The sequence below is a fragment of the Flavonifractor sp. An82 genome (genome assembly GCF_002159265.1).
In the GTDB taxonomy this organism is placed as follows: Bacteria; Bacillota; Clostridia; order Oscillospirales; family Oscillospiraceae; genus Flavonifractor.
In genome coordinates, this window is record NZ_NFHG01000015.1 from 49,981 (window position 1) to 68,265 (window position 18,285).

General features: G+C 60.4%; 15 protein-coding genes and 1 tRNA gene. 5 read left to right on the forward strand and 11 right to left on the reverse strand.

Features of this window, described 5'->3' with window-relative positions; genetic code table 11:
* The first annotated feature begins 29 nt into the window (after positions 1-29).
* The gene (gene glpK, locus B5G34_RS13635; protein ID WP_087338585.1) at positions 30-1,514 is read left to right on the forward strand and encodes a glycerol kinase GlpK; all 1,485 of its coding nucleotides are present in this window, start codon (positions 30-32) and stop codon (positions 1,512-1,514) included.
* Positions 1,515-1,590: 76 nt separating this feature from the next.
* Here the strand turns inward: glpK and B5G34_RS13640 are convergent, their stop codons facing one another.
* Positions 1,591-2,376 carry a ZIP family metal transporter gene (locus tag B5G34_RS13640; RefSeq protein WP_087338589.1) on the reverse strand — a complete coding sequence of 262 codons (786 nt, stop codon included), beginning with the start codon at positions 2,374-2,376 and terminating at the stop codon, positions 1,591-1,593.
* 119 nt (positions 2,377-2,495) lie between these two features.
* On the reverse strand, positions 2,496-2,927 hold the full coding sequence (locus B5G34_RS13645) for a MarR family transcriptional regulator (protein ID WP_087338592.1): 432 nt from the start codon (positions 2,925-2,927) through the stop codon (positions 2,496-2,498).
* 302 nt (positions 2,928-3,229) lie between these two features.
* Between B5G34_RS13645 and B5G34_RS13650 the strand changes: the two genes are divergently transcribed.
* Positions 3,230-3,694 carry a DUF2798 domain-containing protein gene (locus B5G34_RS13650; RefSeq protein ID WP_087338594.1) on the forward strand — a complete coding sequence of 155 codons (465 nt, stop codon included), beginning with the start codon at positions 3,230-3,232 and terminating at the stop codon, positions 3,692-3,694.
* A gap of 48 nt (positions 3,695-3,742) precedes the next feature.
* On the opposite strand, the gene B5G34_RS13655 is transcribed toward B5G34_RS13650, so the two are convergent.
* On the reverse strand, positions 3,743-4,135 hold the full coding sequence (locus tag B5G34_RS13655; protein ID WP_087338599.1) for a DUF5655 domain-containing protein: 393 nt from the start codon (positions 4,133-4,135) through the stop codon (positions 3,743-3,745).
* 175 nt (positions 4,136-4,310) lie between these two features.
* Here B5G34_RS13655 and B5G34_RS19230 point away from each other — a divergent pair, with 175 nt between their 5' ends.
* Positions 4,311-7,940 (forward strand): suppressor of fused domain protein, encoded by a 3,630-nt coding sequence (locus B5G34_RS19230; RefSeq protein ID WP_242957055.1) that lies wholly within the window; start codon positions 4,311-4,313, stop codon positions 7,938-7,940.
* A 57-nt stretch (positions 7,941-7,997) separates the two neighbouring features.
* Here the strand turns inward: B5G34_RS19230 and fucO are convergent, their stop codons facing one another.
* Positions 7,998-9,146 (reverse strand): lactaldehyde reductase, encoded by a 1,149-nt coding sequence (fucO, locus tag B5G34_RS13670; protein ID WP_087338601.1) that lies wholly within the window; start codon positions 9,144-9,146, stop codon positions 7,998-8,000.
* 203 nt (positions 9,147-9,349) lie between these two features.
* Here fucO and B5G34_RS13675 point away from each other — a divergent pair, with 203 nt between their 5' ends.
* Complete coding sequence (locus B5G34_RS13675; protein WP_087338604.1) at positions 9,350-9,697, forward strand: PadR family transcriptional regulator; 348 nt, start codon at positions 9,350-9,352, stop codon at positions 9,695-9,697.
* Positions 9,684-11,042: a permease prefix domain 1-containing protein gene (locus tag B5G34_RS13680; protein WP_087338607.1), complete on the forward strand. Its 1,359-nt coding sequence runs from the start codon at positions 9,684-9,686 to the stop codon at positions 11,040-11,042. Before B5G34_RS13675 ends, B5G34_RS13680 begins: the two co-directional genes overlap by 14 nt.
* 136 nt (positions 11,043-11,178) lie before the next feature.
* Here the strand turns inward: B5G34_RS13680 and B5G34_RS13685 are convergent, their stop codons facing one another.
* From B5G34_RS13685 to B5G34_RS13715, 7 genes are all read right to left on the reverse strand, one after another.
* On the reverse strand, positions 11,179-12,441 hold the full coding sequence (locus B5G34_RS13685; protein ID WP_242957060.1) for an L-serine ammonia-lyase, iron-sulfur-dependent, subunit alpha: 1,263 nt from the start codon (positions 12,439-12,441) through the stop codon (positions 11,179-11,181).
* Positions 12,442-12,910: 469 nt separating this feature from the next.
* Positions 12,911-13,357, reverse strand: coding sequence for a translation initiation factor 2 (locus B5G34_RS13690; protein WP_087338610.1), 447 nt, complete (start codon positions 13,355-13,357; stop codon positions 12,911-12,913).
* Positions 13,358-13,701: 344 nt separating this feature from the next.
* Positions 13,702-13,778 (reverse strand) — tRNA-Pro (locus B5G34_RS13695).
* Between the two features lie 101 nt (positions 13,779-13,879).
* Positions 13,880-14,881, reverse strand: coding sequence for an NAD(P)H-dependent glycerol-3-phosphate dehydrogenase (locus B5G34_RS13700; RefSeq protein ID WP_087338612.1), 1,002 nt, complete (start codon positions 14,879-14,881; stop codon positions 13,880-13,882).
* Positions 14,878-15,567 carry a glycerol-3-phosphate acyltransferase gene (locus B5G34_RS13705; protein ID WP_087338615.1) on the reverse strand — a complete coding sequence of 230 codons (690 nt, stop codon included), beginning with the start codon at positions 15,565-15,567 and terminating at the stop codon, positions 14,878-14,880. The genes B5G34_RS13700 and B5G34_RS13705 overlap by 4 nt, the downstream gene beginning before the upstream one ends.
* A 5-nt stretch (positions 15,568-15,572) precedes the next feature.
* Positions 15,573-16,895 (reverse strand): ribosome biogenesis GTPase Der, encoded by a 1,323-nt coding sequence (der, locus tag B5G34_RS13710; protein ID WP_087338617.1) that lies wholly within the window; start codon positions 16,893-16,895, stop codon positions 15,573-15,575.
* A 16-nt stretch (positions 16,896-16,911) separates the two neighbouring features.
* Positions 16,912-18,279 carry a DUF512 domain-containing protein gene (locus B5G34_RS13715; RefSeq protein ID WP_087338620.1) on the reverse strand — a complete coding sequence of 456 codons (1,368 nt, stop codon included), beginning with the start codon at positions 18,277-18,279 and terminating at the stop codon, positions 16,912-16,914.
* Positions 18,280-18,285: the final 6 nt, after the last annotated feature.

Sequence of the window (18,285 nt, forward strand, 5' to 3'; positions counted from 1 at the left end):
CTGCGGCACCCATTGGGAGGTATTATTTAATGGAAAAGTACATTCTCTCCCTGGATCAGGGTACTACAAGCTCCCGTGCCATTCTCTTTGATACGGAGCAGAATATCATCGGCATCAGTCAGAAGGAGTTTACGCAGATCTATCCCCGGGAGGGCTGGGTAGAGCACGACGCCATGGAAATCTGGTCTTCCCAGTACGCGGTGATGATGGAGGTCATTGCCCAGTCCGGCATCGACCCCGCCGACATCGCCGCCATCGGCATCACCAACCAGCGCGAGACCACCATCCTCTGGGACAAGGCCACCGGCCGCCCCATCTGCAACGCCATTGTGTGGCAGTGCCGCCGCACCGCCGGCATTGTGGATGAACTCATCGCCCAGGGCCTGGAGGACCACATCCGCAAGACCACCGGCCTCATCCCCGACGCCTACTTCTCCGGCACCAAGATCAAATGGATCCTGGACCATGTGGAGGGCGCCCGGGAGAAGGCCAGCCGGGGCGAGATCCTCTTCGGCACCGTGGATACCTGGCTGCTGTGGAAGCTCACCGGCGGCGCCGTCCATGTCACCGACGCCACCAACGCCTCCCGCACCATGCTCTATGACATCCACAAGCTGTGCTGGGACGACACTCTGCTGAAGGCCCTGGACATCCCCAAAGCCATGCTGCCCGAGGTGCGCTCCTCCAGCGAAGTCTACGGCTACACCGAGATCCAGGGCGTCAAGGTGCCTATCGCCGGTATCGCCGGCGACCAGCAGGCCGCCCTCTTCGGCCAGACCTGCTTTGAGCCCGGCGACGCCAAGAACACCTACGGCACCGGCTGCTTCCTGCTGATGAACACCGGTTCTGTCCCCTGCGAGAGCCACAACGGCCTCATCACCACCATCGCTGTGGGCCGGGAGGGCTCCGTGCAGTACGCCCTGGAGGGCTCCGTCTTCGTAGGCGGCGCGGTGATCCAGTGGCTGCGGGACGAGATGCGCTTCTTTACCGAAAGCCGCGACGCCGAGTATTACGCCCAGAAGGTGCCCGACAACGGCGGGGTCTACCTGGTACCTGCCTTCACCGGTCTGGGCGCCCCCTACTGGGATATGTACGCCCGTGGCGTTCTGGTGGGCCTGACCCGGGGCACCCGTCGGGAGCACATCATCCGGGCCGCCCAGGAGTCCATCGCCTACCAGGTGGCCGATCTGGTCCACGCCATGGAGTCGGACACCGGCGTGCCCCTCACCCAGCTGAAGGCCGACGGCGGCGCCAGCCGGGACCTGTTCCTCATGCAGTTCCAGGCCGACATTATCGACCGTGAGGTGCGCCGCCCCGCCATCCGGGAGACCACCGCTCTGGGCGCGGCCTATCTGGCCGGTCTGGCCACCAAGGTCTGGCAGAACACCGACGAAATCCGCCAGCTGTGGATGTGCGACACCGCCTTCACCCCCCGCATGGAGGCCGACCAGCGGGAACGCCTCATGGCCGGCTGGCACAAGGCGGTGGGCCGCAGCCGGGACTGGAGCCGCTGACCCACACTTCCCATCCCGCATTATGACATAGCAAAGGCCCGCGTTTCCCAAAAGGAAACGCGGGCCTTTTTCTCCGTCAACCCAGGGCCACATCCAGGGCCATCATAATGGTAAAGCCCAGGGAAAAGGTAAGGGTACCCACATTGGAGTGGCGGCCCACCGACATCTCGGGGATCAGCTCCTCCACCACCACATAGAGCATGGCTCCCGCCGCAAAGCTGAGCAGATAGGGAAGCACCGGCACCAGAAGTCCCGCCCCCAATACCGTCAGGGCCGCCGCGGCAGGCTCCACCACGCCGGAAATAATCCCCCAGAGCAAGGCCTTGCGCCGGCTCACACCCTCCGCCCGCAGAGGCAGGGAGATGATGGCTCCCTCCGGAAAATTCTGAAGGGCAATGCCTGCCGCCAATACCAGGGCGCCGCTAATCGTGATTCCCGCGTCCCCGGCCAGATACCCGGCAAAGATTGCCCCCACCGCCATCCCCTCCGGGATATTGTGAATGGTCACCGCCAAAACCAGTTTGGCGGTGCGGGAGAGACCGCTGCCCGGCCCCTCCGCCTCGTCGCTGCCCAGATGCAGATGGGGAACCGCATGGTCCAGCAGCAGCAGAAAGAAAACGCCGCCCCAAAAGCCCAGCACCGCCGGCAGGAAGGCCCACTTCCCCATATATGCCGCCTGATCCATGGCAGGCAGCAGCAGACTCCAGACCGAAGCCGCCACCATCACTCCGGCGGCAAAGCCCGTCAGCCCCCGCTGCACCTGGGGATTCAGGGTCCGTCGGGCGGGCAGAACACAGGCCGCCCCCAGCGAGGTACCCAGGAAGGGAATCAACAGTCCCAGCGCGGTCAGCCAAAGCTTCATAGAACCTGCCTCCTTATAGGAATTAGTGTAAGCTAACTCTCGTCTAAACTTATATATTCCTATATTATCATAGGGGTATCGGTCTGTCAACAGCACCTTGCCATTCCGCCTTTGTCCCCTTATTGCAGGCCCTCCATGTCCGCCATGGAGGCACAGATCTGGTACAGGCTGTCCAGCAGCATCGTCCGCTGCTCCTCACTCAGACCAGCCAGCACGGTCTCCGCCCGGCGCTCCAGCGTCTGGCGCACCTCCCGCTGCTTCTCCCAGCCCTGCTCCGTCAGATAGACATGGAGGGAGCGCCGGTTGCCCTGCTCCTTGCAGCGGCGGATCAGCCCCTTCTCTTCCATGCGGTTGAGCAGCCCGGTGAGGGTGGCAGGGTCAATCTGACAGCCGGCGGCAATGCTCTTCTGTACACTGCCATCGTGCAGGCCCAGATAGTCCAATACCTTGGGCTGGCCCGCCGTCAGACCAGACCCGTTCAGTTCCGCCATAACCCCCCGCTGAAACAGAGCCTGGGCCGCCATCAGCAGATAGTGGAAGCTGTAATCCATACCAAACACCCCATACGTTAAAACAGATCCAAATAATTTGTATACAAACAGTTTAACATCGGGGGTCTCCACTGTCAACGGCTCTTTGCATTCTTTTCCTTTGTCATCCAAATTCTTTCCTGCTCTAACGGCGGATTTTTGTGCGCTGTGCCTGCAAAAAATGCTTACGAGGGAGAAAAAATCCTGCTACAATACAGGTATGGATGGCAGTCGCAGTGAAAGAAAGTAGCGAGACGGACGTTTCGCTGCTTTCTTTTTTTGCTTTGCCCCTCATTTTGTGTTGGAAAGGAGTCCCCCTGCATATGCCCAAAACCAAGCTGCAAAACGTAATCTTTACCATTATTATGGCCATCATCATGGTCTATGGCATGATCGTGTACAACGTCGCCCTCAACACCGGCGGCGTCTCCAACGCCACCTTCCTGCTGGCCCTCCACGAGCTGCCCATCATGGCTCCCATTGCCTTTCTCCTGGAGTTCTTCGTGGTGGAGCGGCTGGCCACCCGTCTGGCCTTTACCTTCATGCGCCCCACCGACCGCCCCCAGTTCATCACCTATGCCATCTCCACCATGATCGTGTGCATCATGTGCCCCACCATGAGCCTCATCGCCACCCTGCTCTTCAAGGAGCCCAGCTTCGGCACCTGGGTCCGCACCTTCGGCTGCAACATGCCCATGGCGCTGATCTGGCAGCTGCTCTACTGCGGTCCTCTGGTGCGGCTTATCTTCCGCACCCTGTTCCGCCGTCAGCTGGCTGCCGCCAACTGATATAGTCCGAAAAAGGGGCGCACTGCACCGCAGTACGCCCCTTTTTCTTTATTTATACTGTGAAAAATCATAGGCCTCTTTGATCCAGGTAAGCAGCTGCTCATCCAGCTCCTCAATGGAGGATATCACCACATGGTGGGTCCACCGGTTGGGATAGGGCTCCACCGCCACGGCGATTCGCTCGTGCTCCACCCGCTGGGCCAGCCCGAAGGTGACCAGCAGGCAGTGCTTGGGCCAGTCCTTCTTCCGCCGGACCGGCAGGGAGGCGGCCGCAAACAGGTGGCGGCCATAGAAGCTGATCTGGCTCTTCTGAACCTTGACCGACGCCTCAGGCACCACCGCCGACAGCCGTGCAAACAGGGCCTCATAGAGCGTCAGTTCCTCCGGATGGCCCTCAAAATAGCGGAGCAGATCCGACTCATAATATTCCGGTACGTTCATAGGTTCCCTCTTCTCTGCCGCCAGCGGCATTTCTGCTACTGTCAGCATACACGCAAATCTGTCCTCTGTAAAGCGGCGATTGCGCAAGCCGCACCCCTCGTATATAATATAGGCAGCTGACCGCATTCTTTTGTTCCCGGGTGAGAGACCTCAGCCCGGGCAAGGAGGAACCTGTATGGAGCTACTGGAGCAGTGCCAGCTTTGGCATCAGAATAACGAGTACCAGCGGATCATTGACGCTCTGGAGGCCATCCCCGCTGAAACCCGCACCCCTGAGATGGACAGCGAGCTGGCCCGGGCCTACAACAATATCGCTGGGCTGGAGGACAAGGCCCTCTTCCAAAAGGCCCTTGACCTGCTGAAACCCCACGAGGACTACTTTCAGGGGGACCACTTCTGGAATTTCCGCATAGCCTACGCCTACTATTATCTGGACCAGGAGGGCCTTGCCCTCCGCTACTTCCAGCGCGCTCTGGAGGCCCGCCCCGGCGACGGAGACACTATGGAGCTCATAGAAAGCTGCCGCAAGTGCCTTACCCTGCCCCGGTTCGAGGCCAGCTTCCGGGAGCGGACCCGGCAGGCCTGGCAGGCCTTCGAGGCTGGAGAGAGGGAGCTGCGCCGTATCATGGATGAGGATGTGGGGCACCAACGGGGCCAGGAGGTAATCGCCCGGTGTGAGGAAATTCTTCACCTGGCGCTGGCGGACGTCTCCTTTGAGCTTGGCTTCAACGGCACCAAGTATGAGCTGATCCTGTCGCCGGAGGGGGACCGGCTCAAACTGTTTGAACTGGTCTATTTCCAGCACCGCGCTCCCACCGGCGTGCTGGAGCACTGGGATATCATGGTGGGCCGCCAGCCCACCCCCGGCTGCAGTCTGCACACCGGCGGCTGGGAGGTCTCCGGCGACGACGTTCAGGTGTGGCCGGAACGGCTGGAGGGCGACCGGGTAGGGCTGACCCTCTACTGTGAAAAGCTCCTTCCCCTGCTCCGGGATGAGGAGGACCGGGCCTGGTGGATGCTGTTCACCCTGACGGACCAGGCGCTGGGCGAGATCCCCCACATGCGCTATGTGGAGCGTTTCCAGGTGACCGACACCCCGCCGGAGGGCTCCTCCATCCCCCTCTCCAGGCTGTCCGATGCACTGGAGGATATGGGCCTCTGTCTGTCCACAGACGCCCTGGGCTATCTGGAGAGCTATACCACCTATCAGATGGAACCCGAACAGGACCGGGACGCCGACTGGCGGCTGGACATCTGCGTGGGCTCCACCTGCTGCACCCCTCTCATCAACGACTACCTCAGCGGCGAGAGCGACGGCATGGACGAGCTGCACCAGAACGGTGCGGTAGCCGGCTTCTTCTGCTATCCCCTGGAAGGCTTCACCGGCGAGGATCGCAGCCAGCAGCTCTTCGCCTTCCGGGACGCGCTGGAGGAGGCCCTGACCACCCAGGCCGGCGAGGATGCCCTGACCCTCACCGGCGGCGCCACTGGTCTCTACTGCGGCTATGTGGACTTCATCGCCTGGGACCTGGACGCCGTGCTCAGCGCCGCCGCCGATTTCTTCCAGAGCACTTCCCTGCCCTGGGCCAGCTTCCACACCTTCCGCCGGGACGTGGGCACCGTCCGGCTGGTGAGCCGGGATGTCGATCCTGATCAGGTTCATCCGGAGACCGGATCCCTGCTGTCCCCGGAGGACATCGCCGCCCTGGAGTCCTTCTCCGGGGACTCCAGAGGTTACTTTGGCCGAATGCTGGATTTTCTCCAGAACTTCATGGACGCTGGCGTGGAGGAGGGCCGCTTCACCAGGGGGCAGGCCCGACGGGACCTGCAGATCGCCCTGTGGTACGCCTACGCCTGCAACAACATGGACGAGTACCGCTTCTACTACCAGGCCGCCCAGTGGATGCCCGATTCCGAGGAGAACGCCAAGGGCTGCGGCACCTGGTACTACCGCTACTCCGCGGCGTTGATGTACTGCGGCAGGCTGGAGGAGGCCCAAAAGTACGCCGAGCTGGGCGCCCAGGAGGAGCCGGACTACCCCTGGATCTGGCTCCAGGTGGCCAAGCTGCGCAGCCACTTTGGAGACCAGGAGGGGGCCCTGGACGCCGTACAGCAGGGTCTGGCTCTGGAGCCCGGGGACTATGAGTTCCTGACCCTGCGGGGGGAGATCCTGGCCGGTGCCTCTCTGGAACAGATGGAATACCACTGGATCAACCCCGATCTGGACCGGGCCCTCCAGGACGGAGCGGACGAAGGCGCCGCCGAAAAGCTGTGCTCCATCGCCTGCATCACCACCGACCCCAATGGGCTTGCATCCTTCCACCAGATCTTCTCCCCCGATCCGGAGGATTTTGAGACAGACGCCCCCTACTGCGCCTTCCACTACCCCTTGCAGGGCCATCAGCTGGAGGTGGTCTTCCGCATGAATCAGGCGGGACTGTCCAAGCGGAAGCCCCAATGGCTGGCCACCCAGAAGGCCCGGATGGACAGCGGAAGCTGGCTGACCTGGACTACCCCCCAGGGAGAACACTGCACCCTGGAGACGGTGCTCTTCGATCTGGACGATCAGGTCACCCTGCTCTACACCCACACCGCCGGGAAGCGGAAGCGCTACTTCTATGTCCGGCTGGAGAAGGACGGCACCCCCGGCGACTGGGAGGAGGTCGACACCAGCACCACCTCCGCCGGGAAGCATTACAGCGAGGCGGAGATGGAGGCGGTAGAGAACCACATCCAGCGCTATTTCGGTCCCTTTGAAAATGTGTGGCACGAGCTGGAGTCCCCCGACATTCACGTGGATATCTGCCTGATTCCACCGGGAGAGGACCGGGATTACTACACCCTTGTGACCATGGGCATGGGTGCCCACCGCATGAATGTGCCCCAGGAGCTGGCCGAGCACAGGCTGGAGCGGGCGGAGCTGGCCATCGCACTGCCCCCGGACTGGAAACTGGAGCAGGAAGCTCTGTCCGACGAGAACTGGTATTGGCCCGTTCGCCTGTTGAAAATCCTGGCCCGGCTGCCCATCAGCACAGACAGCTGGCTGGCCTGGGGCCATACCGTGGACAATCAGGAGCCCTTTGCCGACGGCACGCAGCTGAGCGCCTCCATCCTGATCTCCCCCCAGCGGGTGGAGGAGGAGGGCTTTGTCTGTACCCTGCCGGGCGGCGAGGAGGTCAACTTCTACCAGGTGATTCCCCTCTACGACGATGAACTGCAATATAAGCTGTCCCACGATGCCGACGAGCTGCTGGAGCGCATGGAGGGGCTCAGCTTTGTGGTCAGCCCGGACCGTCCCCATGCCACGGACGCCACGGCCCGGCCGGATGACGACGGGCTGCTGGACGACGGAGCCTGGCACCTGCAATCCATTCGGGACAAGCATCTGCCGGTGGATGAGCTCGCCGCCTACCGCCACATGGCCGTTTACCTGCGGTGGTGTATGGAGCACGACCTCATGAGCCTGGCCTTTCTGGAGCAATACGGCAGCCTGGTCCAGCGCTTCCAGTCCGACTTCTCCCACCTGGATCTCAGCGTCCTGATCCGGGACGAGCTGGACGGCACGCTGCCCCTGTCCCTCTTCGACCAGGAGGGGCAGGCCTTCGCCCGCTTCTACTACGGCGGAGAGGGGGACTGCTCCTACCCCGACGACGTGGACGCCTATGCCCTGCGCTATTTCGGTCCGGAGCGCTGTTCCGGAGAATTTCAGGATGAGGCCTACCTCTTCCTCCCCGCCGACGAGGCCTGCTATCAGGCCCTGGCCGCTATCATTCAGCAGCGGTGGGACCGCTGGAATGAGGCATAAAGCTGCAAAAAACCGCTGTCCCGGCCCAAGGGCCGGGACAGCGGTTTTTTCTGTCTGTTACATCAGGCCTCTGTAGAGGGTCTTGATCTCCTCCACGCTGGTATCTCTGGGGTTGCCGGGGCAGCAGGCGTCGGCGAAGGCGGACTCGGACAGGAAGTCCACATCCTCCTCCTTCAGGATGCCCTTCAGGTCGGCGGGGATACCCACGTCGGCGGAGAGCTGCTTGACGGCGGCAATGGTGGCCTCCACGGCCTCAGTCTCGCTCATGCCATCGATCCCCTCGACGCCCATGGCCCGGCCGATGGCGCGATAACGGTGACCGGCCACCTCCTTGTTGTACTCCAGTCCGGTGGGCAGGATGATGGCGCAGGCCACGCCGTGGGGGGTATCATACAGGGCGGACAGGCCGTGGGCCATGGAGTGGACGATGCCCAGGCCCACATTGGAGAAGCCCATACCGGCAATGTACTGGCCCAGGGCCATGCCCTCCCGGCCCTCAGGGGTGTTGTCCACGGCGCCGCGGAGGCTCTGGGAAATCAGGCGGATGGCCTCCAGATGGAACATATCGGAGATGGCGCAGGCGCCCTTAGTGATATAGCCCTCGATGGCGTGGGTCAGGGCGTCCATGCCGGTGGCGGCGGTCAGACCCTTGGGCATGGAGGACATCATGTCGGGATCCACCACGGCCACCTCGGGGATGTCGTTGGCGTCCACGCACACAAATTTACGCTTCTTCTCCACGTCGGTGATGACGTAGTTGATGGTCACCTCAGCGGCGGTGCCGGCAGTGGTGGGGACGGCAATGGTGAACACCGCGTGCTTCTTGGTGGGAGCCACGCCCTCCAGGGAGCGCACGTCGGCAAACTCCGGGTTGTTGGCGATGATGCCCACCGCTTTGGCGGTGTCCATGGCGGAGCCGCCGCCGATGGCCACGATGCAGTCGGCGCCGGAGGCCTGGAAGGCGGCCACGCCGCTCTGTACATTCTCAATGGTGGGGTTGGCCTTGATATCGGTATATACCTCATAGGCAAAGGCGGCCTTGTCCAGCAGGTCGGTCACCTTGGCCACCACGCCAAAGCGGACCAGATCCGGGTCGGTGCACACCAGCGCCTTCTGATAGCCACGGGAAGTGAGCTCGGGCACAATGTTTTCGATTGCACCCTTTCCATGATAAGAGATGGTATTCAGGACAATACGGGTCGCCATAACATGATCCCCTTTCACAAATTATGGGTTTGCTGAAATCCAGCTATAACCTATCACAACTTGTCCTCCAAAACAAGGTCATGGCAATAAAAGGCACCATAAGAGCAAAATATGGAATCCGGACTTTATTCTCTTTTCTGCTTGACATATATAGATGGTCTATATATAATCCAATATATAGACAGTCTATATAGGAGGTGCCTATGGAACTGGAAAAAAGTCTGGTCAGCGGCAGCATGGCCCTGCTTGTCATGAAGCTGCTGGAGGAGCGCGACATGTACGGTTATCAGATGATCGAGGAGCTGAAAAAAAGATCGGACAACACCTTTCACCTGAAGGCCGGCTCTCTATATCCCCTGCTCCACGGTCTGGAGGAAAAGGATTATGTCTCCGCCTATGAGCAGGAGGCCGCCGCCGGCAAACCCAGGCGCTACTATCATCTGACCGGTCTGGGGCACAAGATTCTGCAGGAAAAAGAGGAATCGTGGAATCTGTATGCCCGTGCGGTCAGGCAGGTGCTGGGGGGAGGTGCCTGTTATGCAGGAGCATAAGACCATCCAGGAGTACCTGGAGACGGCCGCCGCACAGATCCGTTGGAAGCGTGCCCGGTCCGTGGTAATGCCGGAACTAAGGCGGCACCTGGAGGACCAGCGGGACGCCTTTGCCGCAGAGGGCCGTGAGGATGCTGAGGGGCTGGCTGTGGAAGAGATGGGCGATCCGGTAACTGTTGGCACGGAACTGGACTCCATCCACCGCCCCAGGCCTCAGTGGGGGCTGCTGGCCCTCACCATGCTGCTGGCCCTGTGCGGTGCCCTTCTTCAAATCTGGCTGACCGCCTCCTGGTCCTATTGCTACAAGGATGCAGACCCCTTCCACACCCTGACCGCCTTTGCTTTGGGCTGCGGCGCCCTGCTGCTGGGCTACTTTCTGGACCCTGCCCGGCTGGCGCGTTATGGCAGAATGATTTACCTGGGCGCCATCGCAGCCGGTCTGATCGCACTGCTGGCCTCACCCCGGCCTCAGTCGGTCTCCCTCTACGCTATCTATCTCACCCTGTGCTACCCTGCGGTATATGCCCTGTGGCTCTATACCTGCCGGAGAAAGAGCTGGGCAGGGCTGCTGCTGGCAGTGGGCGGCGGCATTCCGCTGGCGGTGATCTGCGTTCTGGCGCCCCGCCTGTCCAGTCTCCTGACTCTGCTGCTCACAGGCTTTGTCTTGCTGCTGACGGCAGCCTGGAAGGACTGGTTCGGGCTCGGCAGGCGGAAGTCCATGGGGTTTGTGCTGCTCTGCGGCGCCGCGCTGGCCGGCATCGCCCTCTGGGTCCTCCTCCCCTCCCTTTCCGGCAGCGGACGGCTAGCGGTGGCTCTGCACCCGGAGCTGGACCCCACAGGGGCCGGATACCAAGCCTCTGCCATCCGAAAGGTGTTGGATCTCTCCCAGTGGCTGGGCCAGGGGGCCTGGAATACGGGCATCTCCCCCTACCCCTTTGAACAGACGGTACCCGGCTGCGGCAACGACACCTTTTTGACCACCATCATTTACAAATTGGGATGGGCTCCCTTTCTGGCCGTTGTGCTGGCCTTTGCCGTTTTGACGCTTTGGCTGCTGCGCCGCTGCCTGAAGCACAAAAGCCAGCTGGGACGTATGGTGGCGCTGGCAGTGGTCATGACCTTGTGTATGCAGGCGCTGTACAGCGTGGCATGGAATCTGGGCGTTACCCTGTTTGCCGCCGAATTCCCGCTGCTCATCGGCAACACCAATACCATCATCAACATGGGGCTCATCGGCCTTGCTCTGTCAGTCTTTCGGGGCGAGAGCATTGCCCGGGACAACATATGTGCGGATATACCGCCTCTGCCCCGTTACCACATCAAAATTTCACTCCAGAGGTACTGATAAAAACGCACGGACCACTGCTGCAAGAGCGGTGGTCCGTGCTTCTTATTTCCTGTCCCAATGTATCAAATGAGGTAAAATCTAACTCGAAGCGCCCCTAAAACGGAGCATTTCTAAAAATATATGCGCGTCAGCTTCAGCAGCCAATCATCATTTTGATGATCTCTTCGTTGGTCTCTTTCATGCCTTCCTTGCCAAGGCGGCCTACATTCTGGATCATGGCGTCCACACCCTTGGTGACGATACCGTCTCCACTGTAAAACTGCTGCCCCTTGAGGTACATCTGGTATCCCAAAATACCGGCATCTACCGCTGCGGCAATCTTGCCTACGCAGGACGGTTTGGCACCGTCACACACAATACCGGAGACGATGGCCAATGCATTGACCACTGTGTGAGCCACCTCCTGGAACCCGCCGCCGCACAGATAGGCAATGCCGGCGCCAGCGCCGGCACCGGCGCTGACCGCGCCGCAGTAAGCGGACAGGCGGCCTATGGGCGTTTTTTGGTAGATGGCGGTCAGGTTGGAGAGGGCCAGGGCACGATAAAGGGTCTCCCGGCTCACATTCCGCTCCTTGGCGTATACGATCACGGGGACGGAAACAGTGATGCCCTGGTTGCCGCTGCCGGAATTGATGACAACCGGCAGCTCACATCCGCTCATTCTAGCATCAGAACCTGCTGCCGCCATGGCTTTGGCCCGGGTGGCCACCGATTGATCCATCGACAGCAACACCTTGCCGATGTTGGCGCCGTAGTCGCCCTGGATACCTGCCTGCGCAATGGCCCAGTTGTAGTCGATCTGCCGGTCCAGCGTCTCTTTGATGTCCTCCACGTCCACAGTGTTGATAAAGTCCCAGATGTCCGCCATATTCAGCAGGCTATGGTCGGTAAGGCCTTCTTCGCTTTCGCCTTCCACCTTGGTCTGGTACAGGATCTGACCATCCTTCTCAATCAGCACGATATTAGTGTGGTAGTTGACAATGCGCACCTTGGCGTAGGAATCTCCGTGATACAGCGTGACGATGATCTCAAAGGTAAAGCCGTTGTCCACATGGCGCACTTCGATCTCACGGGTTTCCAAAAATCGCTTGATGGCCTCAATGTCCGCCGGTGTCACAGAGGAGATGACCTCCAGCTGCTTTTCCGGTTTTCCGGCCACAATGCCTGCCGCTACCGCCGCAGGAATGCCCTTGAGGTGGTTGGTGTTGGGTACGATCACCGATTTTACGTTTTTGATGATGCTGCCGCTGGCGTCCACCACCACCCGGTCAGGGGCTGTGCCCAGCACCTGGGCAGCCTTCGCCGCCGCATAGGCCAGCGCAATGGGCTCCGTGCATCCCATCGCGGGAATCAGCTCTTCCTTCAGAATACTGACATAGGCAGCATAGGCAAACACCCTGCGGTGATCCACGTTGGCAGGGGGGAGGGTAAAGGGGACCTTTTCTTCCTTTTCCTTGGTCTGCCGCGGAGTGCTCACCGGGGGAGAGTCACGGGCGCGGCCATGCCAGGTCAGCAGGTACTCCACGGCCTCCGGGAAACTTTTGTTATAGAACCGCTGGAGGAATGTGATGGCATCTCCGCCGATGCCCTCTGAGTAGCGGAACCAGGTACGTCTGTCCTTGATCCGGATGCTGTCCATCTCCTGCGTGGTGTAGTACCTGCCGATCCGCTTCACCTGGTAGCCCAGGGAGATCAGCAGATCTGGAAGGTCCGTGTCTCGGACAGTGACCATTTCAGCCTCTGTAAAACGAGTTTTTTCTGACGTTTGTATCATGTTCACCCCCCTTCTAGGAAAAACAAAAAAGGGGCCGGAGGACGCATCTGTTTGAGATGCGTCCTCCGGCCCCTTGCTTTGACTCCTTGTGTTATTGTTCGATGTCCGCTGTGCCTCTCTCCGCCTCCGTGCTGGCCTCGCTGGCGTCTGGGGTGGTACCGGCGGCTCCGTTGTCCTCCGGGGCTTCCTCGGTGCTCTCAGGGGCCCCCTGTGGGGCCAGGCTGGCTTCGGCTTCCGCCAGCGCCTGCTCGATCAGGCCCAGGACGAAGTCCCGCTGGGTGAGCTTTACGCCGGTCCGAGCCGTTTCTCTGGCCAGGTGGGTCTTGATGCGCTGGAAGAGTTCCTCGGGAATCTGGAATGCCATCGTTCTGCTGCCTGTCATGTTGATTCCTCCATTCTCATCTTTCATCTTGTAGTATTCAGTGAGCAGTGCTGCGATGTACTGGCTGGTGGTCATCTCCAGGCGGTCTTTTTCTTCTGTTACCCGGTTGTGCAGGGCGATGTCGATTTGAGCGCATAGGTTTTTCTTGTCTGCCATGGTCTGCTCTCCTTTCCTCGTTTTGCAACGCAAGTATATCCAAAACCATGTCAGAAAGCTATTACCAAGACCACCAAGGAACCAAGGACAAAGCAAGCAATACCACCAACTGAAACAGCTATGTAATAAAAAGAGAGAAGCCCCCGTTGGCAGTTCGATTTGAACTACCAACGGGGGCTTCTCTCGCTGTTTTGTGTTTGCTCAGAGGTTCGAATCACCCCACATCACGAAAATGCCCTTTTGCATCTCCGCCTCGGCTGGTGCTCGATTTTACCTCCTGAAACGGCTGAAACCCTTGCCGTAGCAAGGGTTTCAGCGGTTGCATCTTTTTTGGCAACCTTAGTTGGTCCGAGTGACTGGATTCGAACCAGCGGCCTCTTGAACCCCATTCAAGCGCGATACCAAACTTCGCCACACCCGGAAATCGCCGCCGTGTTTCAGACGGCTTGATTATATTACCACACCTCTCAGAGGAATGCAAGTGTTTTTTTCGATTTTTTGAAATTTTTTTAGAAGGGCGATTTACACCCAGCTGTCCTCCAGTTCGTGCTTCCGCTCCCGGGTCATCAGGTCCAGAATCACCCCATGGGGATCCTTGCCCTCATAGAGCACCTGATAGGCTGCTTCGGTGATGGGCATCTCCACTCCCACCTTTTGGGCCAGGGTCCTGGCATTGGCGGCAGCATAGTAGCCCTCCACCACAGCGCCGATCTCCTTCACCGCCTGGTCGGTGGGGGTACCCTTGCCGATCAGGATGCCGCAGCGGCGGTTGCGGGAGTGCATGGAGGTACAGGTCACGATCAGGTCGCCCACACCGGACAGGCCGGCAAAGGTCTCCCGGCGGCCGCCCATGGCTACACCCAGCCGGGCAATCTCAGTCAGGCCCCGGGTCATCAGGGCCGCCTTGGTGTTGTCCCCGTAGCCCATGCCGTCGCTGATACCGGCGCACAGGGCAATGACGTTCTTCAGGGCGGCGCCCAGCTCCACGCCCACCACGTCATCGGAGGCGTATACCCGGAAGCGCTCATTCATAAACAGGTCCTGGACCTGCTCCGCGGCGGAGCGGTCCTTGGAGGCAGACACCACCACCGTGGGGATATGGCGGCCCACCTCCTCGGCGTGGGAGGGGCCGGACAGGGCCACGATGGCATGTGCGTCCCCTACCTCCTGCTCGATGGCGTCGGTGAGGGTAAGAGAGGTATCCTTCTCAATGCCCTTGGACACCGACACCAGCACTGCGCCGGGGTCCAGCAGAGGGGCGGCAGCCCGGGCGGTAGTACGCACCGCAAAAGACGGGGTGGCCAGCACCACCGCACCGCATCCCTTCACACACTCCAGGTCGGAGGTCAGTTTCAGCTCCTTGGGGAGCGGCACGCCCTTCAGCATGGGGTTCTCCCCTGTCTCCCGCAGCACGGCAGACTCCTCCGCCGTATAGGACCACAGGGTCACATCATGCCCATTTTCCAACAGCACCAGGGCCAGAGCCGTGCCCCAGCCGCCGCTGCCCAATACCGCGATCTTCACTTTGACGTACCCCCGTTCAATTTATGATGCAGGCTGAACTTGGACTCGGTACCGCTGAGGATGCGCTTCAGGTTGCCCCGATGCTTCCACACGATCAGGCCGCCCAGAACGATGGACAGAATCAGCACCAGCCACGCGTGGGCCGACCACACCGGATCAAGCAGATAGCTGCGGTAAACAAACCCTGTCGTAAAGGGGAAGGATGCACCCGCCCAGATGGAGCCCAGGGAAACCCACTTGGTGATGATGGCCAGGATGAGGAACCCGCCCCACACCACCAGGGCGATGCGCCAGTCCATCATAATGGCGATGGTGCCGCCGGACAGGATGCCCTTGCCCCCCTTGAAGTGAAACATACAGGGGAACATGTGGCCCAGCAGGCAGAAGGTGCCCGCCCAGTACTTGCCCACGACCACGAGGAATGCCCCCTCGCCGCCAAACAGCCAGGAGGCCAGCAGGATGGCAACCACCGCCTTGAGCACGTCGGTCAGGATCACCACCAGGGTGAGGGGACCGCCGAAGGTGCGGTAAAAGTTGGTCAGGCCCGCGTTGCCGCTGCCATGCTTGCGCACGTCATCCCGGAGAATATACTTGGAAACGATGACCGCCCCGTTGAAGCAGCCCAGGAAATAGGAGATCAGCGCCACGCCAGCATAGAGCAAAACTGTAAGCGTCGTCCAATTCATTTCCGTCACTCCTTGTCGCTCTTCTGTCGGATGGTGAGGCGCACGGGGGTTCCTTCCAGGCCGAAGGTAGAGCGGATCTGATTTTCCAGATAGCGCTGGTAGGAAAAATGGAACAACTTGGCGTCGTTGCAGAAGCATACAAAGTGGGGGGGCTTGATGCCGATCTGGGTCATATAGTAGATCTTCAGCCGGCGGCCCTTGTCCGTGGGCGGCTGCACCCGGGCGGTGGCGTCGGCCAGCACCGAGTTGAGCATGCCGGTGGTAATACGCAGGGAGGCCTGGTCATTGACATAGTTGATGAGATCAAAGAGCCGGTCCACACGCTGACCTGTCAGGGCGGAAATAAAGACAATGGGGGCATAGGTCATATAGGACAGGTCCCGGCGCACATCCTGGCGCATCCGGTCCATGGTCTTGTCGTCCTTCTCGATGGAGTCCCACTTGTTGACCACGATGATGCAGGCCTTGCCCGCCTCATGGGCAAGACCGGCCACCTTGGTATCCTGCTCGGTGACTCCCTCGTTGGCGTCGATGAGGATGAGGCACACATCGGCCCGCTCGATGGCCATGGTGGCCCGGAGGACAGAGAACTTCTCGATGGGGTCGTCCACCTTGGACTTCTTCCGCATACCGGCGGTGTCGATGAGCAGATATTTGCCCTTCTGGTTCTCAAAGTAGCTGTCCACCGCGTCACGGGTGGTGCCCGCCATATCGCTGACGATGACCCGCTTCTCGCCCAAAATCCGGTTGACCAGGGAGGACTTGCCCACGTTGGGCTTGCCGATGATGGCCACCTTGATGACATCCTCGTCCTCTTCCTCCTCATCCTCGGGAGGGAAGTACTTGAAGCACTCGTCCAGCAGGTCGCCGGTGCCGTGGCCGTGGACAGCAGACACGGCGATAGGGTCGCCCAGACCCAGGTTGTAAAATTCGTAGATATCCGGGTTGGTGTGGCCTACCTGGTCCATCTTGTTCACTGCCAGCACCACCGGCTTGCCGGAGCGCAGCAGCATGTTGGCCACCTCCTGGTCGGAGGCGGTAAGGCCGGTCTTCACGTCGCACAGGAAAATGATGACAGTGGCATTCTGAATGGCGATCTCCGCCTGCTGGCGCATGAAGGCCAGGATCTCGCTGTCGGTGCCCGGCTCGATGCCGCCGGTGTCCACCAGGTCAAATTTACGGTTAAGCCACTCGGCCTCGGCATACAGCCGGTCCCGGGTGACGCCGGGGGTATCCTCCACGATGGAGAGGCGCTGGCCCACCAGCTTATTGAACAGCATGGACTTGCCCACGTTGGGCCGGCCCACAATCGCAATTAAGGGTTTCATGGCATATTCCCTCCCTTTACGGGTTATATCGATAATACTCTGCCTCCGGCGGGAGCACGGGGCATTGGGCCGTCACTTCCCGGCCCAGAATGGCGTCAGCCAGGTCGAAGCCGCTGTCGGCAGGCACCGGGACCACGGTTACGCCCAGGGCCTGTTCCACCTGGTCCACAGTCACGTCGTCCAGGAACACACGCTCCCCTGCCCGGAGCATATTGTCCGGGATCAGCAACCGGCTGCCCAGGGCCTTCCCCCTGAGCTGCTCGATCAGATCGGTTCCGGTGATGAGACCGGACACAGTGATCGTCTCCCCAAAAAATCGGTTGATAATAGGATAGACCGTTCCTTTTATATTACCACACTGTTTCCGGGCGTTGTCAACAATTTCCTGCACAAAGGGAGCAGCGGACAGGCCGGTTGCAATAGAAAAAGGCTCCGTCTGTTCCGGCTCTTCCTCCTCCAATCCCATAACGGCCTGATGGAGGAGCAGCCGCAGCATCCCTACGCCGTTTTCCAACTGGTCCATATCCTCATAGTAGGCCTTTTCCGGCAGTTCCCGTCCGGCCATGAGGTAAAATTCATCAGAGCACCACACCAGGCTGGTACCCTGCTTCTCCAGAAAGGCAGCAGCAAACTTCTCCACCTGGTCAATGAGGGCAGCCGCCTGTGCCTTAGTGTAGGGCTCGATGCGGCAAAGCCCCTCCCGGAATTTGGTGACCCCCACCGGCACCACAGCCACACTGGTCACCGCAGGGTGAAGCTTACCCAGATCCTCCATGGTCCGGGCCAGTGCGGGACCATCGTTGACGCCGGGGCAGGCCACAATCTGGCAGTTCATCTCGATCCCCGCCTGGGCGAACCGCTCCATGATGGACAGGCACTCCCCCGCCCGGGGATTTTTCAGCATGGCGGTGCGCAGTTCCGGATCGGTGGCATGGACCGAGATGTTGATGGGGCTGATCCGCAGGTCGATGATCCGCTGGATCTCCCGTTGGGACAGATTGGTGAGGGTCATATAATTGCCCATCAGGAAGGACAGCCGGGCATCGTCGTCCTTGAAATAAAGGGTGTCCCGCATGCCAGGTGGCATCTGGTCCACAAAACAGAAGATGCACTTATTGGCGCAGGACCGGGCTCTGTCCATCAGATAGGTTTCAAAGTTCAGCCCCAGGTCCTCCCCCTCCTCTTTTCTGATGCGGAGGGTACGGCTGCCGCCGTTTTCCTCGGTGAGGGTAAGCTCCAGCCTGGGATCGTAGGCATAAAACTTATAGTCCAGTACATCCACAATGGGATGGCCGTTGATATGGGTCAGAGTCTCCCCCGGCCTGACGCCCGCCTTCCGGGCCGGACTGTGGGGGTCCACCGATGCGATTTTGGTCAGGCTCATGGGGTC

Excerpts from the sequence above, each read along its gene's own strand:
- glpK (WP_087338585.1), top strand. The coding sequence starts at position 30 with ATGGAAAAGTACATTCTCTCCCTGGATCAGGGTACTACAAGCTCCCGT.
- B5G34_RS13650 (WP_087338594.1), top strand. The coding sequence starts at position 3,230 with ATGCCCAAAACCAAGCTGCAAAACGTAATCTTTACCATTATTATGGCC.
- B5G34_RS13705 (WP_087338615.1), bottom strand. The coding sequence starts at position 15,567 with ATGAATTGGACGACGCTTACAGTTTTGCTCTATGCTGGCGTGGCGCTG.
- B5G34_RS13675 (WP_087338604.1), top strand. The coding sequence starts at position 9,350 with ATGGAACTGGAAAAAAGTCTGGTCAGCGGCAGCATGGCCCTGCTTGTC.
- fucO (WP_087338601.1), bottom strand. The coding sequence starts at position 9,146 with ATGGCGACCCGTATTGTCCTGAATACCATCTCTTATCATGGAAAGGGT.
- B5G34_RS19230 (WP_242957055.1), top strand. The coding sequence starts at position 4,311 with ATGGAGCTACTGGAGCAGTGCCAGCTTTGGCATCAGAATAACGAGTAC.
- B5G34_RS13680 (WP_087338607.1), top strand. The coding sequence starts at position 9,684 with ATGCAGGAGCATAAGACCATCCAGGAGTACCTGGAGACGGCCGCCGCA.
- B5G34_RS13645 (WP_087338592.1), bottom strand. The coding sequence starts at position 2,927 with ATGGATTACAGCTTCCACTATCTGCTGATGGCGGCCCAGGCTCTGTTT.
- der (WP_087338617.1), bottom strand. The coding sequence starts at position 16,895 with ATGAAACCCTTAATTGCGATTGTGGGCCGGCCCAACGTGGGCAAGTCC.
- B5G34_RS13655 (WP_087338599.1), bottom strand. The coding sequence starts at position 4,135 with ATGAACGTACCGGAATATTATGAGTCGGATCTGCTCCGCTATTTTGAG.
- B5G34_RS13690 (WP_087338610.1), bottom strand. The coding sequence starts at position 13,357 with ATGGCAGACAAGAAAAACCTATGCGCTCAAATCGACATCGCCCTGCAC.
- B5G34_RS13715 (WP_087338620.1), bottom strand. The coding sequence starts at position 18,279 with ATGAGCCTGACCAAAATCGCATCGGTGGACCCCCACAGTCCGGCCCGG.
- B5G34_RS13640 (WP_087338589.1), bottom strand. The coding sequence starts at position 2,376 with ATGAAGCTTTGGCTGACCGCGCTGGGACTGTTGATTCCCTTCCTGGGT.